This window comes from Mesorhizobium loti (assembly GCF_003148495.1).
GTDB classification, from domain to species: domain Bacteria; phylum Pseudomonadota; class Alphaproteobacteria; order Rhizobiales; family Rhizobiaceae; genus Mesorhizobium; species Mesorhizobium loti.
The window spans coordinates 1-20,929 of sequence record NZ_QGGH01000011.1 but is presented as its reverse complement, the minus strand read 5'-3'; the positions used below and the strand labels follow the sequence as shown (position 1 = coordinate 20,929).

Annotated in this window: 14 protein-coding genes and 1 tRNA gene; 11 read left to right on the top strand and 4 right to left on the bottom strand. The window is 61.8% G+C overall.

Annotated elements, in window-relative coordinates; translation table 11 throughout:
• Positions 1-233: 233 nt before the first annotated feature.
• The 6 genes from C8D77_RS27805 (at position 234) to C8D77_RS27780 (ending at position 7,247) form a co-directional block, all read left to right on the top strand.
• On the top strand, positions 234-1,682 hold the full coding sequence (locus C8D77_RS27805; RefSeq protein ID WP_109670238.1) for a helix-turn-helix domain-containing protein: 1,449 nt from the start codon (positions 234-236) through the stop codon (positions 1,680-1,682).
• A gap of 135 nt (positions 1,683-1,817) precedes the next feature.
• Positions 1,818-2,771, top strand: a complete 954-nt coding sequence (locus C8D77_RS27800) for a DMT family transporter (RefSeq protein WP_109670235.1) — start codon at positions 1,818-1,820, stop codon at positions 2,769-2,771.
• A 350-nt stretch (positions 2,772-3,121) separates the two neighbouring features.
• Entirely contained in the window at positions 3,122-4,219 is a 1,098-nt protein-coding gene (locus C8D77_RS27795) for a polyamine ABC transporter substrate-binding protein (RefSeq protein ID WP_109670233.1), read from the top strand.
• A gap of 81 nt (positions 4,220-4,300) precedes the next feature.
• Positions 4,301-5,440, top strand: a complete 1,140-nt coding sequence (locus C8D77_RS27790; protein ID WP_109670230.1) for an ABC transporter ATP-binding protein — start codon at positions 4,301-4,303, stop codon at positions 5,438-5,440.
• Between the two features lie 9 nt (positions 5,441-5,449).
• Positions 5,450-6,424, top strand: coding sequence for an ABC transporter permease subunit (locus C8D77_RS27785; protein ID WP_109670228.1), 975 nt, complete (start codon positions 5,450-5,452; stop codon positions 6,422-6,424).
• Between the two features lie 4 nt (positions 6,425-6,428).
• Entirely contained in the window at positions 6,429-7,247 is an 819-nt protein-coding gene (locus tag C8D77_RS27780) for an ABC transporter permease (RefSeq protein ID WP_109670225.1), read from the top strand.
• Between the two features lie 19 nt (positions 7,248-7,266).
• Here the strand turns inward: C8D77_RS27780 and C8D77_RS27775 are convergent, their stop codons facing one another.
• Positions 7,267-9,120: an AsmA family protein gene (locus C8D77_RS27775; protein ID WP_109670223.1), complete on the bottom strand. Its 1,854-nt coding sequence runs from the start codon at positions 9,118-9,120 to the stop codon at positions 7,267-7,269.
• 218 nt (positions 9,121-9,338) lie between these two features.
• Here C8D77_RS27775 and C8D77_RS27770 point away from each other — a divergent pair, with 218 nt between their 5' ends.
• Positions 9,339-11,309: an acetoacetate--CoA ligase gene (locus C8D77_RS27770; protein ID WP_109670220.1), complete on the top strand. Its 1,971-nt coding sequence runs from the start codon at positions 9,339-9,341 to the stop codon at positions 11,307-11,309.
• Positions 11,310-11,626: 317 nt separating this feature from the next.
• On the opposite strand, the gene C8D77_RS27765 is transcribed toward C8D77_RS27770, so the two are convergent.
• A complete protein-coding gene (locus tag C8D77_RS27765) occupies positions 11,627-15,586 on the bottom strand; it encodes a PAS domain S-box protein (RefSeq protein ID WP_109670218.1) in 3,960 nt (1,319 codons plus the stop codon).
• A gap of 250 nt (positions 15,587-15,836) precedes the next feature.
• On the opposite strand from C8D77_RS27765, the gene C8D77_RS27760 reads away from it, so the two are divergent.
• From C8D77_RS27760 to C8D77_RS27745, 4 genes are all read left to right on the top strand, one after another.
• A complete protein-coding gene (locus C8D77_RS27760) occupies positions 15,837-16,295 on the top strand; it encodes a phasin (RefSeq protein ID WP_109670216.1) in 459 nt (152 codons plus the stop codon).
• Between the two features lie 377 nt (positions 16,296-16,672).
• A tRNA-His gene (locus C8D77_RS27755) sits at positions 16,673-16,749 on the top strand.
• A 129-nt stretch (positions 16,750-16,878) separates the two neighbouring features.
• On the top strand, positions 16,879-18,240 hold the full coding sequence (locus tag C8D77_RS27750) for a DUF6538 domain-containing protein (RefSeq protein ID WP_109670214.1): 1,362 nt from the start codon (positions 16,879-16,881) through the stop codon (positions 18,238-18,240).
• Positions 18,241-19,078: 838 nt separating this feature from the next.
• The gene (locus C8D77_RS27745; protein ID WP_215732085.1) at positions 19,079-19,825 is read left to right on the top strand and encodes an Abi family protein; all 747 of its coding nucleotides are present in this window, start codon (positions 19,079-19,081) and stop codon (positions 19,823-19,825) included.
• Positions 19,826-20,233: 408 nt separating this feature from the next.
• On the opposite strand, the gene C8D77_RS27740 is transcribed toward C8D77_RS27745, so the two are convergent.
• Together C8D77_RS27740 and C8D77_RS27735 are read right to left on the bottom strand one after the other, a co-directional pair.
• On the bottom strand, positions 20,234-20,551 hold the full coding sequence (locus C8D77_RS27740; RefSeq protein WP_109670211.1) for a hypothetical protein: 318 nt from the start codon (positions 20,549-20,551) through the stop codon (positions 20,234-20,236).
• Positions 20,545-20,929: excalibur calcium-binding domain-containing protein (locus tag C8D77_RS27735; protein WP_146211813.1), on the bottom strand; the 385-nt coding region annotated here is incomplete at its 5' end. The genes C8D77_RS27740 and C8D77_RS27735, both read right to left, overlap by 7 nt.

The following is a 20,929-nucleotide window of genomic DNA, read 5'->3' as shown; positions in this document are numbered from 1 at the left end:
TCACTCCGAACGGTTTCTGCACCTAGGTCCGGGCATCAATCATCTGTGCGCCGGAATATGACTGAATTTACATTGCGGCGCGAAATGAGCCAGAAGAATCAAGGAAATCGCTAAAATATAAAGGAAAACCTGTGTTGCGTTTGACAGGCCTGCGCTGTAAATTTGTCACGCTTGTAAAGCACGACGCGGCGAGATCGCCGCGAAATTTGTGTAAATTCTGTCAAGGATAGTCGATGGCTGACCAGAAAATATTCGCCGGGCCGCGCATCCGCCGCATCCGCAACGCCAAGGGCCTGACTCAGACGGCGATGGCCGAGGGCCTTGGCATTTCGCCATCCTATCTCAACCTGATCGAGCGCAACCAGCGGCCGCTGACGGTGCAGCTGATCCTGAAACTGGCGTCCGTCTACAAGGTAGACCCACACGAACTGCAGGGCGAGGCAAGAGGGTCTGTCGCGGCCCTGAAGGAGGTGTTCACCGATCCTCTGCTGGTCGGCGAGCTGCCGGGCGATCAGGAGTTGATCGAGCTTGCCGATGCGGCGCCCAACGCGTCCGCGGCGGTGATAAAGCTGTTCCGCGCCTATCGCGAGCAGGCCGAGCGCCTGTCCGACCTCAACGAGCTTTTGGCGCGCGAGGGTCGGGCGACGGCGCTCTCCGGCGCCCGCCTGCCGATCGACGAGGTGCACGAGATTTTCGAGCGCCGGCCGAACCATTTTGTAGCCCTCGAGGAGGAGGCCGCGGCGTTCACCTCGGTGCTCGATCCCGGCGACGACCTGTTCGGTGCGCTGAAGGCCTGGCTGAAGCGCGAATACGGCATCGTCGTCAAGGTGCTGCCGGTCGCCACCATGCCGAACTGGCGCCGCCGTTACGACCGTCATTCGCAGCGCCTGTTCCTGTCCGAACGCCTGTCGCCGTTCGACCAGTTGCGCGAAGTCGCGATGGAGGCCTGTCTGATCCGCATGACGGTCGCGATCGCCGGCGAGATCCAGGCGCTCAAACTCACCACCGACGAAGCACGCCGGCTGGCCCGCTTCGAACTTGGCCGCTATGCGGCGCATGCACTGATGATGCCTTACCAGGCCTTTCACGCGGCTGCCGTGCGCGCCCGCTATGACATCGACGTCCTGCGTTCGCGCTTCGGTGTCTCCTTCGAACAGGTGGCCAACCGGCTGACCATGCTGCAGCGGCAGGGTGCCTCAGGCGTGCCGTTCTTCATGCTGGAGGTCGACAATGCCGGCAACCGCTTCCGCAAGGCCGGCAGCCAGGGCTTTCCGCAAAGCCGCTTTGGCGGCGGTTGTCCCAAACTGCCCGTGCATGTTGCCTTCACCCAGCCCGGCCAGATCTTCGTCGAGGCAGTGGAAATGCCCGACGGCGCCGAGTTCCTGTGCATCGCCCGCACGCTGGAAGGGCCGCAAGGCGCGTTCTCGGAACGCCCGCGCCGCACCGCGTTGCTGCTCGGTTGCGACATCGGCTTTCGTGACGACATCATTTACGGCGCGGCACTGCCCGGCGTGGTTACCTCCGCAAAGGCCGAGGCCGGCAGTGTAGCGGCGACGCCGGTCGGGCCTGCCTGCCGGCTTTGCGAACGCGTCGGCTGCCTGGCGCGCGCCGAACCACCGGTGACGCGTCCGCTTGGCCTCGACGAGATGGTGACGGGCTTGAGCGCCTTCGATTTCCAGTAACGCCACGGCAAGGTGCCACAATTGTCGCCGGTCGCTGGCTCACCCCCAGCCGGCATCTTTGCGTTACGCGAACAGGGCACCTTTTCGTCGTCCCTTGCGCATCGTCCCGTCCACAAAAGCCCGACAGTCGCGCCCATGACCGACACCGCATCATCGCCGATCCTTGCTTCCTCGACCGTCCCGCAGCGGGAGGAGCGCATCGGCTTCCTGCTGGTGTTCCTGTCGGCGCTGATGTGGAGTTTCGGCGGCACCATCGCCCGCTTCATCACCGCCGGCGACAGCTGGACGGTTATTTTCTGGCGCTCCGTCTGGGCGGCCGCCTTCCTGATCTGCTTCATGGTCTGGCGCGACGGCTGGCGCGGCATGCTGAAAATGTTCCGCGACATGGGCCTGCCCGGCCTTGCCGTCGGGATCTGCTTCGCCACAGCATCGACCGCCTTCGTCGTGGCGCTTACCTACACCACCGTCGCCAACATCCTGTTGATGCAGGCCGGCGTGCCGTTGCTGGCGGCGCTGTTTGCCTGGGCGTTGTTTCGCGAAAGGGTTGGTGCCGCGACCTGGGTGGCGATTGCCGCCGTCATTGCCGGAGGCGCCATCATGGTGTCGGAATCGCTTGATGGCGCCGTTTCGCCGATAGGCGACGGGCTGGCGCTGTTGATCGCGATCATGTTCTCGATCGCCACAGTCATAACCCGGCGGTTTTCCAGCGTACGCATGACGCCGGCAACGTGCCTCGGCACCATGCTTGCGGCAGGCTTTGCCGCCTCACAGGCATCGACATTCGCTGTATCGGTCAGTGACATGGGCTTTCTCTTTGCTTTCGGCGTGGTCAATCTCGGCGTTGGTCTCGCGTTCTTCGCCACCGGCGCACGGCTGATCCCGGCAGCCATCGCGGCGCTGCTCGGCACGTTCGAGCCGATCCTCGGCCCGATATGGGTCTGGCTCATCCATTCCGAGGTGCCGTCGGCGCGCACCATCATCGGTGGCGCGGTGGTGGTGACGGCGTTGCTTGTCCATATCGGGCTCGAATTCAAGCGCCAAACACGGCCCGAGCGCGCTGGGGTCACCGGGGTGCCATCGCCTAATTGAGGCGGCGCGCAGCTTTGCCATTGACAACTTCGTAGCCGCGCGGGCAGGCTGGGAATACGGCAACAACAAGACAGGCGTATCTTGCCAAGTCTCCCAGCCGGTCAGATCGAGACCGGACCATATCGTCGTATCTCTGCCCGCGCCATGGCGAAAGCCTCTGACGGCATAGGCACGCCTCCCAAGCCGCCGCAGGGACACAGAGCAATCTCTTGTCGCTCATCGAACCGCCTGCATAGTGTCGGCAGTTCGCGCTTGTCGCCCCTTGGAAAGCTCAATAGTCTGAAACAAATGCCCGGTCGCGCGGCTTCCGCGACGAGCCGGCGAAGGAACACTCACCAAAGGAGAATAGCATGATCCGCAAAGCGCTCTGGCTTTCGGCAACCTCGGCATTTCTGACGCTTTTCACCGTCGGCGGTCACGCCGAAGACCGTGTCGTCAACGTCTTCAACTGGTCGGACTATATCGACAGTTCGATCATCGACGATTTCACCAAGGAAACCGGCATCAAGGTCGTCTACGACACCTTCGATTCCAACGAAATCCTTGAAACCAAGCTGCTTGCTGGCGGCAGCGGTTATGACGTCGTCGTGCCCAGCGGCAATTTCCTTGCGCGCCAGATCCAGGCCGGGGTGTTCCAGAAGCTCGACAAGTCGAAGCTGCCGAACATTTCCAACATGTGGGACACGGTTTCGGAGCGCACCGCCAAATATGACCCCGGCAACGAATACTCGGTCAACTACATGTGGGGTACCGTTGGTCTCGGCTACAACATCAAGAAGGTGCAGGCGGCACTCGGCACCGACAAGATCGACAGCTGGGATGTCTTCTTCAATCCCGACAGCCTAGCCAAGTTGAAGGACTGCGGCGTCTATGTGCTGGACTCGCCAGCCGACATCATCCCGGCGGCACTGAAATATCTCGGCCTCGACCCGAACAGCACGTCATCAGATGACATCGCCAAGGCCGAGGAGGCTTTGCTCAAGGTCCGGCCTTATATCAGGAAGTTCCACTCCTCCGAATACATCAACGCGCTCGCCAACGGCGATATCTGCCTGGCGGTCGGCTGGTCGGGTGACGTGTTCCAGGCCCGCAACCGCGCGGTCGAGGCCAAGCAAGGCGTCGAGATCGGCTATTCCGTGCCGAAGGAGGGCGCTCAGATGTGGTTCGACCAGATGGCGATCCCTGCCGACGCGCCGCATGTCGCGGAGGCGCTCGAGTTCATCAATTACATGATGAAGCCGGAAGTTATCGCCAAGTCGTCGAATTACGTGCTCTACGCCAACGGCAACAAGGCGTCGCAGCAATTCGTCGACAAGGCACTGTTGGATGATCCTTCGGTCTATCCCGATGCCGAGACGATACAGAAGCTCTACACCGTCTCGCCATACGATCCCAAGACCCAGCGCGTGATCACGCGCACTTGGACCAAGATCGTTACTGGCCAGTAAGCAATCTGACATGGTCCCGGCAGCCACCTGCCGGGACCATTCTTTCTGGGGCAAGAAGCAAGAATCAGGACGGAGTGGGACATGAAATCGCTTGGCAGCATCCGCAGGGATTTTGCGCCGTGGAACGACCCGAACGCCAAGCCATACATCCAGTTCGACAACGTCACTAAGAAGTTCGGTGACTTCACCGCCGTCAACAATCTGTCGCTGACCATCTTCGAGCGCGAGTTCTTCGCTCTGCTCGGCGCCTCTGGCTGCGGAAAATCGACGCTGCTCAGGATGCTCGCCGGCTTCGAGGAGCCGACAGCCGGCCGCATCCTGCTCGATGGGCAGGATATGCGTGGCATCCCGCCCTACCGGCGGCCGGTCAACATGATGTTCCAGTCCTATGCGCTGTTCCCGCACATGACGGTCGAGAACAACATTGCCTTTGGCCTCAAGCAGGACGGCATGCCGAAGCCCGAGATCGCGTCGCGCGTTGCCGAGATGCTGAAGCTGGTCAAGCTCGAGCAGTTCGCCAAGCGCAAGCCGCATCAGCTGTCCGGGGGCCAGCGCCAACGCGTAGCGCTCGCCCGCTCGGTCGCCAAGCGGCCGAAGGTGTTGCTGCTCGACGAGCCACTCGGCGCATTGGACAAGAAACTGCGCGAGGAAACGCAGTTCGAACTGATGGACCTGCAGCAGAACCTCGGCCTGACCTTCGTCGTCGTCACCCACGACCAGGAAGAGGCGATGACGATGGCCGATCGCATCGCCATCATCGACAAGGGCGAGGTGATGCAGGTGGCAACGCCGGCCGAAGTCTACGAGGCGCCGGGGTCGCGCTTCGTCGCCGGTTTCGTCGGCAATGTGAACATGTTCGAGGGCAAGATCGCGCGTGGCGAGGCGGGCGGCGCCAGCATCGATGCCGGCAATGGCATCACCATCCGCACTGACAATGCCGGTACCGCCGGCGCCGGGACGGCCGTCACCTTCGCCATCAGGCCGGAAAAGATCAAGGTGTCGTCGAAGAAGCCGGCCGAGGCGGTCAACGCGATCGAGGGCGAGGTCTACGACATCGCCTATCTCGGCGACATGACCGTCTATCACGTCAGGCTGGACGACGGCCAGGTGGTGCGCGCGAGCACCATGAACGCGGCCCGCATCACCGAGGATCCGTTGAGCTGGAACGACCGGGCCTGGGTTTCCTTCCGGCCGGATGCCGGCGTCGTGCTGACGCGGTAGGGGGCGAGCATGTCGAGCGCCGCCGTCACCACCGCATCAGCCTCTCCGGCAACCAATGCCGGCAAATCCGCCCTCGCCAGGCTGGGCGCTGCCTTCTTTGGCCGCCTGGTCATCATCATCCCCTATGTCTGGCTGCTGTTCTTCTTCCTCATTCCGTTCGTCATCGTCTTCAAGATCTCGCTGTCGCAGACGGCGATCGCCATTCCGCCCTATACGCCGGCACTCGATTTCAGCGGCGGCATTTCCGGGTTCCTTGCCCAGTTGAAACAGCTCAGCCTCGACAACTACACCTGGCTGACGCAGGACGCGCTCTACTTCAACGCCTATGTGACCAGCGTCATCATCGCCGCGATCTCGACGGTCCTGACATTGCTAGTCGGCTATCCGATCGCCTACGGCATGGCGCGCGCGCCGGCAACCATCCGCCCAACCTTGCTGATGCTGGTGATCCTGCCGTTCTGGACCTCGTTCCTGATCCGCGTCTACGCCTGGATCGGCATTCTCAAGCCCGAAGGGCTGCTCAATCAGCTGCTCCTTGCCACCGGCGTCATCCACCAGCCGCTGATCATCCTCAACACCTATACGGCAATCTTCATCGGTATCGTCTATTCCTACCTGCCGTTCATGGTGCTGCCGCTCTATTCCGCTCTCGAGAAGATGGATTATTCGCTGATCGAGGCGGCCAAGGATCTCGGCTGCCCGCCGACCAGCGCTTTCTGGAAGATCACCTTCCCGCTGTCGCTACCCGGCGTCATCGCCGGCTGTCTGCTGGTGTTCATTCCGGCCGTCGGCGAATTCGTCATTCCCGACCTGCTCGGCGGATCGCAGACGCTGATGATCGGCAAGACGCTGTGGAACGAGTTCTTCGCCAATCGCGACTGGCCGGTGTCGTCGGCCGTGGCCGTCATCCTGCTGTTGCTGCTGATCGTGCCGATCATGCTCTTCCAGCGGGCTCAGGCGCGCGCTCAAGAAATGGACAGGTGACCTCATGAACACCACCTGGAGCCGCTTCAACATCACCTCGATCGTGCTTGGCTTTGCCTTTCTCTATTTGCCGATCGTGCTGCTCATCGTCTTCTCCTTCAACGAGTCGAAACTGGTCACTGTCTGGGGCGGTTTCTCGACCAAATGGTACGTCTCGCTGTTCCACAACCAGGGCCTCATGGACGCGACCTGGGTGACGGCGCGTGTTGGCCTGATCTCGGCCACCGTTGCGACGGTGCTGGGCACTCTGGCTGCACTCACTTTGACCCGCTACACGCGCTTCAAGGGCAGGGTGCTTTTTTCAGGCATGGTCTTTGCGCCGCTGGTCATGCCGGAAGTCATCACCGGCCTGTCGCTGCTGCTGCTCTTCGTTGCTGTCGGCCTCGACCGCGGCTTCCTCACCGTGACGCTCGCCCACATCACGCTGACCATGTGCTTCGTCGCTGTCGTCGTGCAGTCGCGCCTCATCACCTTCGATCGCTCGCTTGAGGAAGCCGCAATGGATCTGGGCGCAACGCCGGTGAAGACCTTCTTCCAGATCACGCTGCCGGTCATCATGCCGGCCATCGTGTCCGGCTGGATGCTGGCCTTCACTCTGTCGCTCGACGATCTGGTCATCGCCAGCTTCACCTCCGGGCCGGGCGCTACGACGCTGCCGATGAAGATCTACAGCCAGGTTCGCCTCGGCGTGACGCCGGAGATCAACGCCGCCTGCACCATCCTGATTGCCGTTGTGGCGATTGGCGTCATCATCGCCTCGCTTGCCAACAAGCGGCGCGAGGTGCAGCGCCAGCTCGACGAACGGGCCGCACAGCGCGGTTGAAGGTGGAAAGCGCGGCGGCCTATTCCCCCGAAACGCCGCGGCTGATCGGGGAAATGAATGGCGTGCTCCAGGTCCCGCCGACGAAGAACGACGACTGGTTGGGGCCTTGCTGACCATTGGTCTGTGTTGCCGCCTGGTCCGCCTGAATGACACCACCGGACAAGGCCAGTCCTCGGCCGGCGTAGGACGCGATGCCGGACAGCCAGATCTTGTACTTCGCCGAATTGGCCTCGGCCTTGTCGATCCGTGCCACGCCCTTTGAAATGCTGGCCTTGATCTCGGCGCCGTCGATCGGCAGCGTTCCGTCGGAGACGTCATCAAGCGCGAAGAAGCCGCCTTGCTCGGTATGCTTGAGGAAGGCCGGCAGGTTGAGCTTGCTCAACGCACCCGGTCCAAAGGTCGCCGAGACTGAGCCGTCGGCATTGTCGAAGATGGAGTCCCAGGTTCTGCCCGGTCCCTTGAGGATCACCGAGACGGTACCCGTGCCGACCGGCACCAGCCGGGTCATTCCGGCCGCCGTGCCGAAAGCACCGCCGTCAATGTCGGACGCCAGCAGCCGGATCTCGACCTGCGAGCCTTCCGGCTTGCGGTCGAAGCGAAGGCTGGTCTGGATGTTGCCGCCGAAGGCCGAGGCGTCGGAGATGTCGAAGACGGAAAGACCGTCCTTGACCTGGGCGGTGGCGGCGACATCGGCGAGCTGGATAGGTCCCGCCGTGGCGTGTGCTGCCGACAACCTCAGATCGAGGTTGATCTTGTCGGCGAAACTGGTGTCGATTTCGCCAGGCCCCGCCCCTCCGGTTGGCGCCAGCGGCGTGAAGGCCGACAGGAACGATCTGAGGTCGAGCGTGTCGAAAGCGAGCGTGCCGGAGATCACCGGCTGTGCTTCGCCAAGCGAGAGGTCCAGCGCACCCATTCCCGGATTGTTGTCCAGGGCAATGGCCGTGTTGTCGAACTTGACGCGCCCGCCGGTCGCCGTGATCTTGCTGGAAATGCTGACCGAGCCGATCGCAGCACCCGGAGCGATGCCGGCCTGCGACCATTCCAGGACACGCCGCAGCGAGGGTGCCGAGAATTTCGCCTGACCGTCGAAATAGGTATTTTCGGACATGCTGGCCGTGCCATCGAACGAGAAGGTAGCGGGTGCCGCCTTGAAGGACAGCGTGAGCGGCGCCGTACCGCCGGCAAACAGCACAAGCGGTTTCGGCGAGGCGACGTCCAGCGCAACGCTTTCGCCGCGCCAGATCCCTGTTGCCGACAGCGTCGCATTGCTGTTCATCGCCGCCCAATTCGCCTGGCCGGTCAAACTGCTCAGGATTTCGACGTCCTTGCCGGCAATGGAGGCCACCATACGGCCGTCGCGGAACTCCACCGTGCCGAAGGTGTCGGCCGGCAGCTTGTCGAGGTCCGGCTTGGCGGGGTCGGCATTGACCACGCGGCGGGCCGTATCGATGGAGCGCGTGATGCGCCCGCCGGTCGGGACGGCGGGCAGGAAGAGGCCGGTTGGCGTGCGCTGAACCCGGATCGTCGGCCGCACCAGCCGCGCCGTCGAAAACACCACGTCGCCGCGCAGTGCCGCCATGGCGGACAGGTCGACCTCGACCCGTTCTGCCTCGACGACCGGCGGCGCGTCGGTGTCGGTCCATTGTGAGAGCGTCACATCGGTCAGGATGGCGCGGAATGTCGGCCAGACCTCGATGCGCGGCGAACCTTCGATGGCGACCCGAAAGCCGCTCCACGCACTCATTTCCCAGGCGATGCGGTCGCGCACGATACGGGTGGAAGCGATCAGCGGCAGGGCGGCAACCACCAGCGCGATGACGATACCGGCAGCGCCGATCGTCCATATTCCGCGCCGGATCAAAGATGATGGCATATCGCCCCGTATGCTTCCATTCCGACAAAAATCGCCCGACGGGCGTAACCCAGTCGTCACCACGACTTCCAGTCGTCACTACGACTTAGGGCTGAGGCATTTCAAGTCTTTATGGCCCGGCGATGGCATTTGCGCACATCTGGTCGCATTGACCGAACAAAATCTTGCTCTGCTGCGCTGCGATATGCATAAGCGATGGCGACCGTGGAGGAACGATCATGGCTGCCGAAGTACCGCTCTGGACCCCGACACAAGACCAGATTGACGCCGCGCCCTTGACCGCTTTCACCAAGGCAGCCGCTGTGGAAGCCGGCGTAACGTTTTCTTCGTATGCCGAACTTCATCGCTGGTCGGTCGAGGACCGCGAAGGGTTCTGGAGCCTGGTGTGGGATTTCTGCGGCATCGTCGGCGACAAGGGCACTGATGGGGGCGAGCCCGCGCTCGTCGATGGCGACAGGATGCCCGGTGCCTCCTTCTTCCCCAATGCCACGCTGAACTTCGCCGAGAATCTGCTGAGGAAGACCGGCGCCAGTGAGGCAATCGTGTTTCGCGGCGAGGACAAGGTCGAGCGTCGGTTGTCCTGGAACGAATTGCACGCACTGACCTCGCGGCTGCGGCAGCTTTTCCTGTCGCTCAAGGTGAAGAAGGGCGACCGCATTGCCGCCATGATGCCCAACATGCCGGAGACCATCGCCGCCATGCTGGCAGCCGCCTCGATCGGCGCCGTCTGGTCGTCCTGCTCTCCCGATTTCGGCGAGCAGGGCGTGCTCGACAGATTCGGCCAGATCGAGCCCGTCGTCTTCATCGCGCCGGATGGCTATTGGTACAATGGCAAGGCGATCGAGGTCGCCGACAAGATCGCCGCGGTCGCGGCCAAGCTAGGCACTGTCCGCAAGATCCTGGTCGTCGACTATCTCGGCACATCGAGTGATGTCGCTGCTACCATCGACAAGGCGGTGGCGCTGGAAGAAGCGCTGTCGCCCTTCGCCGGCAAGCCCGTTACCTTCGAGCCGCTGCCGTTTTCGCATCCGCTCTACATCCTGTTTTCGTCGGGAACGACCGGCATTCCCAAATGCATCGTCCATTCGGCCGGCGGCACGCTGATCCAGCATGTCAAGGAACATCGGCTGCATGCCGGTCTCACCGACGGCGACCGCTTCTTCTACTTCACCACCTGTGGCTGGATGATGTGGAACTGGCTGGTGTCGGGGCTCGCTTCGGGTGCCACGCTGCTGCTCTATGACGGCTCGCCCTTCTACCCCGACGGCAATGTGCTGTTCGACTTCGCCGATGCCGAGAAGATGACCTTCTTCGGCACCTCGGCCAAGTTCATCGATTCCGTGCGCAAGGCCGGTCTCAAGCCGATCCGCACGCATGATCTGTCTGATGTGCGGGCGATTTCCTCCACAGGCTCGCCGCTGTCGCCGGAGGATTTCCGCTTCGTCTATGACGGCATCAAGAAGGACGTGCACCTGGCTTCGGTCTCCGGCGGCACCGACATCGTCTCCTGCTTCGTGCTCGGCGTGCCGACGCAGCCGGTGTGGACCGGCGAGATCCAGGGACCCGGCCTCGGCCTTGCCGTCGATGTCTGGGACGACGATGGCAGGCCGATCCGACAGGAGAAGGGCGAACTGGTCTGCACCAAGGCCTTTCCGGCGATGCCGATCGGCTTCTGGAACGACCCCGAGGGCAAGAAATACCGGGCGGCCTATTTCGAGCGCTTCGACAATGTCTGGTGTCATGGCGATTTCGCCGAATGGAGCGTGCATGGAGGCCTGATCATCCATGGCCGCTCCGACGCCACGCTCAACCCGGGCGGTGTGCGCATCGGCACGGCGGAGATCTACAACCAGGTCGAACAGATGCCGGAGATTCTGGAAGCGCTGTGCATCGGCCAGGACTTCGACAATGACGTGCGCGTCGTGCTGTTCGTGCGCCTGGCCGCCGGCGTGCAGCTCGACGAGGAACTCGAAAAACGCATTCGCGCCAAGATCCGCAGCGGCGCAAGCCCGCGCCACGTGCCGGCCAGGATCGTCGCCGTCACCGACATCCCGCGCACCAAGTCGGGCAAGATCACCGAACTTGCGGTGCGCGACGTCGTGCACGGCCGCGCCATCAAGAACAAGGAGGCGCTCGCCAATCCAGAGGCGCTGGAGCTGTTCAAGAACCTGCCGCAATTGGCCGAGTAGCTGCTAATGCATGTCGCTCGAAAGTGACCCCGGTTTTGAGACACCGACATGCATGAAAAAGACTATCCGGCATGGTTAACCAAATATGTCGGTAGAATTTACCTAGATTTCACGAGTGGTACACATTCGTAAATTTTCCGCCGCGCCGGTAAGGAGTTGTTAACGTCCGGCGTCGATAGTCGCATACAACTTGAGGGAGAAATCCCGTTCCTCAGCCCCCGGAGGATCCGAATTCGCTCAAGCCCCCGTTGTGACAGCAATCCCATCTCTTAAGGCGTCCTTTGGGCGCCTTTTCTTTTATCGGTACCGGGGCTGGCCTATTCCGCGAGCACGCGGGTCGACGGGAAGGCGACCTCGACCAGAGTGCCTTCTCCCGGTGTCGAGTTGATGGTGAATCGGGCGCGGTTGGCTTCCACCATCGCCTTTGTCAGCGGCAATCCAAGGCCCGTGCCGTCGCCGCGCCCACGCTTCAGCGCGTTGATCTGCTTGAACGGTTTCAGCGCTTGCTCGATCTCGGCCTGGCTCATGCCGATGCCGGTGTCGCGTACCCGCATGACGACGTCGCCCGATGTCTCATAGGCGGTCGAGACGATCACCTGGCCACCGGCCTGGGTGTAACGGATGGCATTCGACAGGATGTTGAGCGCGATCTGGCGCACGCTGCGCAGGTCGGCCACCACTTCCGGCAGCCGCGAAGCGAAGCTGGAGCGGATGATGACGCGTTCGCGGTTGGCCTGCGGCTGCATCATCGCCACCGTCTCGGCCAGTGTGTCGTTGAGCGACACCGCCTCGTAGGCCATCTCCTGCTGGCCGGCTTCGATCTTCGAGATGTCGAGCAGGTCGTTGACCAGGTCGAGCACATGATTGCCCGAGCGGTTGATGTCGCGCAGATAGTCGCGGTAACGGTCATTGGCGACAGGTCCGAACTTCTCGTCGACCATCAGTTCGGAAAAGCCGATGATGGCGTTGAGCGGGGTGCGGATCTCGTGGCTGATGCGGGCGAGGAAATCGGTCTTCTGTGAAGACGCGCGCTCGGCCACCGCACGCGCTTGCGTCAAATCCTCTTCGGCCCGCTTCCACTGCGTGATGTCGCGCACGACAGCGCAGAAGCCGCTATCGTTGGGCAGCCGGCCAATGGTCATGAACAGCGGGATGAAGCGCCCCTGCGCCTCGCGCCCGATCACCTCGCGGCCGTCATTCATGACGCTCGCCACGCCAGGCTCGGACAGTCCGTTGAGGTAGTCGCGCGCCGCGCGCTGGCTTTCGATCGCAAACAGCGAGGCGAATGGCTTGCCGGTGACGTCGTCGCTGTCGAAACCGAACAGCGCTTCGGCCGGACGGCTGATCGAGCGGATGGTGCCGTCACGGCCGATCAGCACGACGCCGTCGGTGGCGGTGTCGATGATGGTGCGCATCTCGGCGATGCGCGCCTTGAGCTCGGGAATGTCGGGTTGCGTCTGCTCGTCGCCAACCGCATGCAGGGCCGCCGGTGCGTCATCCTCGCCGGAGCGGCGCACGACCAGCATCAGCGCCTTGCCGTCGCGCCAGGGAACAGAGCGCAAGATGGCCTCGATCGGGAATTCCTGTCCGTCACGCGTCTTCAACCGCAGCGCACGATCAGTGCCGTCGGTAGCGCCGTCGTCGGCGTAGGGGTCGGCAAACAGCGCGCCGAGGCCGCCGGCATCCGCCAGGTCATCGAGCGCCTCATAGCCGGTCAGATTGAGGAATTCCTCGTTCGCATAGTGCAACTGGTCGCCGGAATGGATGAGCAGCGGCACCGGCAGCTTGCCGAGCAGCGAGGTGTCTGGAGCCTTGTGCTCATCTCCGACGGAAAACGCCGACGGCACGAAGCCTTCAGTCTTGAGCGGCGGCACCTGCAGGCGAGGGCGCTCGACGCGTGCCGCGACGGCGTCGCTTGCGCTGGTGGTTTCCTCGGCGGATGCAGCCGCCTCCTTGTCAGGCACCGCGCCATCCGCGTCGGGCTGCGCCCAATCCTCGCTATCCTCGGCATCGCGAAAATCAGCTGACGTCATGCTGTCGTCATCGACGGCGTCATGTGTCGCATCAGCGCCAGCCGGCTCTTCGCCAGCCGCGACGGGCTTGGTGATTTCTGGTTTCGCCGCCACCGGTTCGGAAACAGGGGCCTCGTCACTGTTGTCCGCGACAGGACCGCCGTCGTCATCATGGCCAGCATAGTCGAGCAACGAGCCCGTCACATTCGGCTCGGAAGGTTCCTCACGAGCCGCTTCGTCCAGATGGCCGCCGTCAAGCCGCGCCAGATCCCGCTCGTCTTCGGCATCGACATCGGACGGCTCGACCGGTTCGTTCTCTGGCTCTGCCGCAGTGATCTCGCTGGCATGCGTCGGGTCGCCGGCCGCCTCGACTGAAGCTTCGGCCTTAGCGGTCGGCACATCCGCAGTTTCCGCCAAAGGTTCAGCAGATGTCTCGGTCGTCGCTTCCCCGAAGCTTTCGAGGCCGTGCTTCTCGGTCTCTGCCGGCTCGACCGGGGCGCTGTCCTTCTTCAGTCGCTCGCCGATCTCGCGGAACGCGCTGCGTTCCAGGGTCGACAGACCCTTGTCGTTGGCCGGCTGGCGATGTTCGGCGAGCCGGATCACCTTATCGGCAAAGCGTCGTTCCTGTTTAGGCACGATGGTCAGCGCCGGCACTTCGCCCTTGAACGGGTCCAATGCCTGAGCGTCCTCGGCCTTCGGCTCTTCAGCCTTAGGCTGTTCGAGCGCGGGTTCGACGGCTTGCGGTTCCGGCGTCGCCGGCGCCTCGCCATTGGGGACCAGCGCCATGCCGATCGCTTCCGGATCGACGACTGCATCGCTGGCGCGCGCGACGCCGAAGCCACGGAAACCCTCGAAGGCGCGGCTGCGGCCATAGACAGGCAGCGCCGCGAGGTCGACTGGTATCTTAAGATCGGTGCCGACGACCGGCCACAGCACGGAGCGCCCGGACCAGGTATCGCGCCGTTCCAGGAGGCCTGATATCTCGCCGGAGGGATCGAGGCCGAAGGTGGCCGCGACATCCCTGAAGCGCCGGCCGATCACGTCGGCTGCCGGCTTGCCGACGATGTCGGTGAATTCCGGCGACAGCGCACTGAACTTACCCTCGGCATCGGTGCGCCAGACGAAGCGTACCGGGGCCGCCGTGCGGTCGATCGACCGCGCAACCGGGCGTTCGAGAGGCGCGGCGGCCTTCGTATCGTCCTGCGTCGGATTTTCCGCTGCAACCTCCGGAAGGGTGCCGGGAGGCTCAACGGGCTCGGTTGCGGCTGGCCGGTCGGTTCGTTGTGCATCATCCTCACCGGCATTGAAGTACCAGTGATCATGTTGTGCCGGCGTGCCGTCGGCACTCCCCGGGTCGTTGTCCGCCGTCTCCGCGGGTTGCTCGGCTGTATGGACATTCTCAGGCTCGGCAGGCACCGATTTGGTCTCGGCGGCTTCCGCAACGCTCGGTTCGTCCACCGCGGCAGCCGGGTGTTCGCTGTCGACTGTCGGTCTGTTGTCCTGATCCGGTTCCGGCTGGGCGATCGTGCTTTCCGGAGCTGCAGTCTCGGTTGGGGCTGGCTGCAGTGCTTCCACGACGCTGTCGTCGGCAGCGGCTTTGTCGTCGAGCTGGTCCTCGTCGATCACCACCAGCAGATGCCGTTCCTCGGTCAATCTTGCCAGCCCTGCCGGATAGGAGACCGTGCGGCCGGGGACGAGGCGCTTGACGATGCGGTCGCTCTCGGCCGCGACATCGGCGACGAGCGCAGCCAGCGTCTCCGGCAAGATGCCCAGTGCCGAAAATCCTTCCGAGGCCGCTTCGACATGGCCGCCGGCGTCGACAAAGGCGATGAAGTGGCCATCCTCGGTGAAGCCGCTGATGGCGCGAGCGGCGATTTCGCCGGCACTGCGCGAACCTGTCTGCGCCGCCGGCACAGCGAGCATGATCGCCTTTTCGGCGTCCGGCATGGTCACTGCACTGGCCAGGAAGCTGACGGCGCGGCTGGTCAGGCCTGTCGCCAGCCGCACCATGATGGCGCGGTCACTGCCAATCTCGGGAAATCCGCTGGTCGCCATGATCTGGCGCCTGGCGATCAAGGGCAGTTGCGCCGAGGCGCCGATGATCGCCTCGATGTCGGGATAGCCGAACATCGCGGCGCCCGGTCCATTGGCCCAGATCACCTGCTCCAGATCCGCCGACAGGATCGCGATCGCGTCGCCGGCGGCAAAGCGCTGGCGGACCGCGTCGAGTACGGCGACGTCGAGGAAGGAATATTCGGACGGCATGCGCTTGGCGAACCCTCACGGAGCGGCGAATTTGCAGTTAACGCTTTGTTAATAAAAGCCGGAGGCGCGAAGGTCCACAAGCCAGAACGTGCAAAGGCTGGAATCTGGGCTCTTGGTTAACGGCCCAAAAGAAATTTATGGTGCACTGCAACAAAGATATTGCAATGCACAAAATTTGCCTTTATATTGCCATCATACATGAACGAGACGGCCTTCTGTCAAAGCCGCCGCCGCTGAAAAAGGATGGAAAATGTCCAGGACCAAAACCGCCGAGACGATCGAAAACGTTGAATTCCCGAGCTTCGACGCTTCCAAGGCCACCGACCAGATGCGCGCTTTCGCCGAAAAGGGCGTTGAGCAGTCGAAGGAAGCCTATGCTAAGCTGAAGACCGGTGCCGAGGAGACCCAGAAGGCTCTGGAGTCGACCTTTGAGACCGCCAAGACCGTTTCCAGCGACCTGTCGCTCAAGACCATTTCCGCTTTGCGCGCCAATGCCGAGGCCGGCTTCTCCCATCTCGAAGCGCTGATCGGCGCCAAGTCGCTGTCGGAAGTCGTCGAGCTGCAGACCGCCTTCCTGCGCAAGCGCGTTGAAACGACCGTCGAGCAGGCCAAGGACTTCCAGGCCGTCGCCTCCAAGGCAGCCGAGGACGTCTCCAAGCCGATCAAGACCGCCTTCGAGAAGGCGATGAAGGAAATCAAGGTTGCCTAACATTTACGCATGATCTGAGGATGCAACAAAAGGTCGCATTTTCTTAAAAACGATCAGGCCTATGATGGTAGCCATCAAGGAATACCCGGCGGGTGGAACCTCCTCCCTCTGCTCTCCGGGGTGACCAGCCAGCACCTCCTCCCGCTGGCTCGTAACAGGAAAAGGCCGGCACCTCCTCCCGCCGGCCTTTTTCTTTGTCTGGCGCCCTGCTCTTGCCTTGTGCCCTCTTTTTGCCAGGCAAATGCCGCGCCGATGTGGGGAAGTGACCTTTGCTTTCCAAAGGCCTTGAATTAGAATCCATAAGCCCGTAAGGACGCATCGCCGAACGACAGAGCGGTCGGGATGAGTTTCTGTTTCGATCCCGCTCAGGCAAACGTGCCGTTGTAGCTCAGATGGTTAGAGCGCCGGATTGTGGATCCGGAGGTCGCTGGTTCGATCCCAGCCAACGGTACCACCGGCTTCTCCGTTAAGTCATTGATTTTGCTAGATAATCTTATGAATTGTGCCCGTGTGCTTGCACCGATCTGGTCATTTGTGCTACCTATTGTGCTACCTATTGTGCTACAAATGGCTGCGCTGGACCATGGGAAGACGCCGCGAAGAGCAAGAACCGGACCGCTTCCTGCGGTTGAGAGGCAGTCACTTTCATTATTATCGACGCGTCCCAAAGGAGCTCAGGGACGTTGATGCGCGTGGCGAGCATGTGCGGCGCTCCTTGGACACGACCGACCGGTTAAAGGCGCGCACCGCCCGTGACCTCCATGAGGCTGCCGATAACGCGTTATGGTCCTCTCTCATGCTTGGCGAAAACCCAGAAGCTGCGCGCATTCGTTACCAGCGCGCTATCAAGCGCGCCGAGGCGTTAGGGTTCGTCTATCGGCCGCTCGCCGACATCCTCGTTGCCGAGCCGCTGGATACCATCCTACAGCGGGCCGAGGCCACGATCGGAGAGCCTGCCAGCTCTCCCGTGGTTGACGCTGTCACTGGCACTGTCTCCCGTCCTGACGACAAAATTTCGGAAGCGCTGAAGCTCTATTTCGACGAGATCGTCCGCGACGAACTCCGCACCAAAAGTGCTGATCAGAAGAAACGATGGAAGGCAAAACGCCAAATGAGCGTCGATGTCTTCATCACACTTGTCGGCGACAAGCCAATGGGGGAGATCACGCGCGACGACGCGCGTGCGGTGCATAAATATTGGTTGGATCGAATCGCGCCCGAGAAGGGGAGGCCAGACCGTTCGGCATCGACCGGCAACCGAAATATGGGCAACCTGCGAACCCTCTACGGCGACTACTATCGTCATCTCGGTTCACCCGAACAGAAGAATCCGTTCGCCGATCTCTCATTCAGCGACAAGTCGAAACGCCGTCGCCCACCATTCCCGACCGACTGGATTCGCGACAGGATCTTCGCGCCCGGCGCGCTTGCGGCACTCAACGATGATGCGCGAGGCATTGTGCTAGCCTTCGCGGAAACGGGGGCTCGCCCGAGTGAGCTTGCGAACTTGCACGACGGCGTCATACACCTCGACCACGAGGTGCCTCACATCTCGGTGCAGCCGCGCGAGGATCCTGAGGACCCACGCGAAATCAAGACAGCCTCATCCGTGCGTAAGATACCGCTCGTTGGCGTGGCGCTTGAGGTGTTCAAGCGGCACCCTAATGGCTTTCCGAGGTACAAGGATCGCGAGGCGTCGCTATCCGCCCTGCTTAACAAGCACTTCGAGAACCACAAATTGTTCCCGACCGACAAGCACACCGTTTATTCGCTGCGCCATTCTTTCGAAGACCGCATGAAGAACGGTAGACTGGATGAGGAGCTAAGGCGGATGCTAATGGGCCACACCATCGACCGTCCGAAATACGGCGAGGGCGGCGACATGAAGATGTGGCAGGAAGAACTTATGAAGATCGTGTTGCCCTTTGATCCCTCAATCGTGTAACGCGCTGATGGACTCCAGCGAGGCGCCCCTCCTTCGCTTGGTAGTCGTTCAGAGCGCGCTCAAGATGGTCGTATAGTGGTAGCCACGTTTCGCCTTGGTTGCCGCGCGCCACGATGATCTCGGCCACGCGGTCGAGCGCTCGCTCGATCCGCTGCACGGTGATTGGCTGAAGCGCGGGCGAATATCGCCTCACTGCTTCGCCTTTTTGCAAGGCCATGAATGAAGCATGCCCTATACGTAGGCGGCCTTTCCTGGTGCAGTGAAGACCTGCGTTCGGCTCGGGGTGTAAACGGCGGCTGCGGCGCGCGAATGGGAAAGGCTCTGCCCATCGGGGGTTGGTAGCGGGAGACCGCTACATCGCTAGACCCACTATTGAAGGGGCATTCTTTTGCTATCGGAGGCACGCCGCTTAGTAGAAGCTCTCCAATTCTGAGGGCAGAGGTTGACTGCTGCCCTCCGAAGGCAGAGGTCACAGGTTCGAACCGTCGGATGCGCCAACAATTTCATTGGCTTAGGGTACTTTGTCGCCAAGAGGATCGGGCGTCCCACATACGCGTCTCACATAAGCGTCTGAAACGCGGCGGCCGACCGTTTCGGCGACCGGGCACGGAAAGGTTCACACCATTGGCATTTGATTGGTAAGCAGCTAAGTTTGCGTCGTGGTACGCGACACAGGAGGGGCGTCGCGTGACTTGACATTACCGGTCAAATCACCCATGTAACGGGTCGACACGGCCGGCGCCCCTGCAATGCAAGCGTCGGCCTTTTTATTTTCATGCCATACAACAAGCCTTATTTGACGATTCCGCAGCAGCGCGCGCTACTGGAATCGAGGGGCATGGAAATTGCCGACGCGCCAAAAGCTGACGAGTATTTACAGCGGATCGGGTACTACCGCCTCAGCGCCTATTGGTATCCGTTTCGGAAAGTGGTCCAGCAGCAAGACGGTTCCTTCGCACTCGGAAACGAGTTTAAGCCCGGCACTCAATTCAAACACGCAACCGACTTATACGCCTTTGACAAAGGGCTCCGCCTCTTGGTTCTCGATGCAATCGAACGCATTGAAATATCGGTTCGGACTGAAGTGGCATTATCGATCGGCAGGCATGACCCTCGCGCTCACCGAAACCCAGCCTTGCTTGATAAGAGATTCACGACCGCCAAAAATCCGGCTTTCGCTGACTCCATGCATGCGGGATGGTTGAAAAAACTGGATGACCGGTCGGCAAGCTCAAAAGAGGAATTTGCCGATCATTTCAGAGCCAAATACCCCGGCGAAAATATGCCCGTTTGGATCGCCGTCGAGTTGCTGGACTTCGGACCACTATCTTACTTTCTATCAGGGATGCGGTATTCAGACATTCAGATGGTTTCGGCAAGCTATGGCGGGCTGCGCCCGCATCTCATCAAATCGTGGACACGGTCACTCAGCGTGATACGAAACGTGTGCGCCCATCATTCCCGACTTTGGAACAAGCCCCTCGTCGACCAACCAGCGCTGCCTAGCCAGGGAGAAATCCTGAGCTGGACCATTTGCTGCAGATGGCTGGAGCTAATCGCAGGCTTTATGCGGCATTGGCAATAATGAGGGTGTTACTCAAAGGTATTAACCCGCGAACCAACTGGGCGGATCGCCTGAGAGTACATATGGCGACATTCCCTGTGGCGCCAAATATCAAGATCGGTCACGCGGGCTTCCCCGCGAACTGGACCGATTTGCCGCTATGGAACTAGGGTTTGTGCCCGCCCGAGTGACAGCCTAGGGATCACATATTGAGCAGGCTCGCATGTCGGCGCGACCGAGTTGGGCAGCTCTTGCGGATGCAGATTCTCGGTCAAACGGGCCGTGCCAGCGGCCGTTCCTATCTCCCGTTCCAGCTTGTGTGCCTTCACCGCCGTTGCAAAATCCACAATCGGCTCGATGGATCCGGCCACGATCGTTGGCCCAGTTCTCATAGATATAGTAATTCATTTTGGCGCGTCCCTGCCGCTGCTATTGCCCACCTACCGAGTCCATGAAGGTGAACATCTCTCCGCACGCCTTCGGATGGCCTTTGCTCGCCGAGTCCTTGTCGAACTGGCGAAATCCGTCAGTCATGTACCTACGGGCTAGGACTTCCGTCGATGTGGGGCAGTCCTTTTTCAGCAGACTGAGGGTCTTCCTGATCGCATTCGACTCCGGAAAGTTGCAGATCAGGGAAGCCCGCATGAACAATCCGTACATCTTCCAAAGGTTCGGGCACTCGCCTTTAGGCGTGCCGGCGAGGCATTGCGTCGAGGCTAAACAAAGCACCAGGACATATTTCAGCATAGGCTCTCGCACGGAATACCGTCTTTGTCGCGGTCGAGCTTGCCGCCCCAAGAACAGTTCTGCAGATACCAGTTGGCTTCCTCGCACGAGCCGATCTGTTTGCACGTTCGCCGGGGCTCGCACGAATAGCCGCTCTGCGTGAAGAGCCGCCGGCTGATGATCCCTAACGGTTTGCTGGCAGCCGGCTTCGCGCCGTCCGCATGCCCCGCGCGCCATTCCCAGGGTGCCTGAAACGTCCCGGCCCACAGACCGACCTTTGCCGCCTCGGCCTTTGCGTGCTGCTCTGCGTACGCGCCGTGGCTGTAGCGCGGCCAATCGAGCGCCTGGCCGTGCTCGACCATCCACGCAGCAACGCTGGTGCCGTCGGCGCGCCGGCAG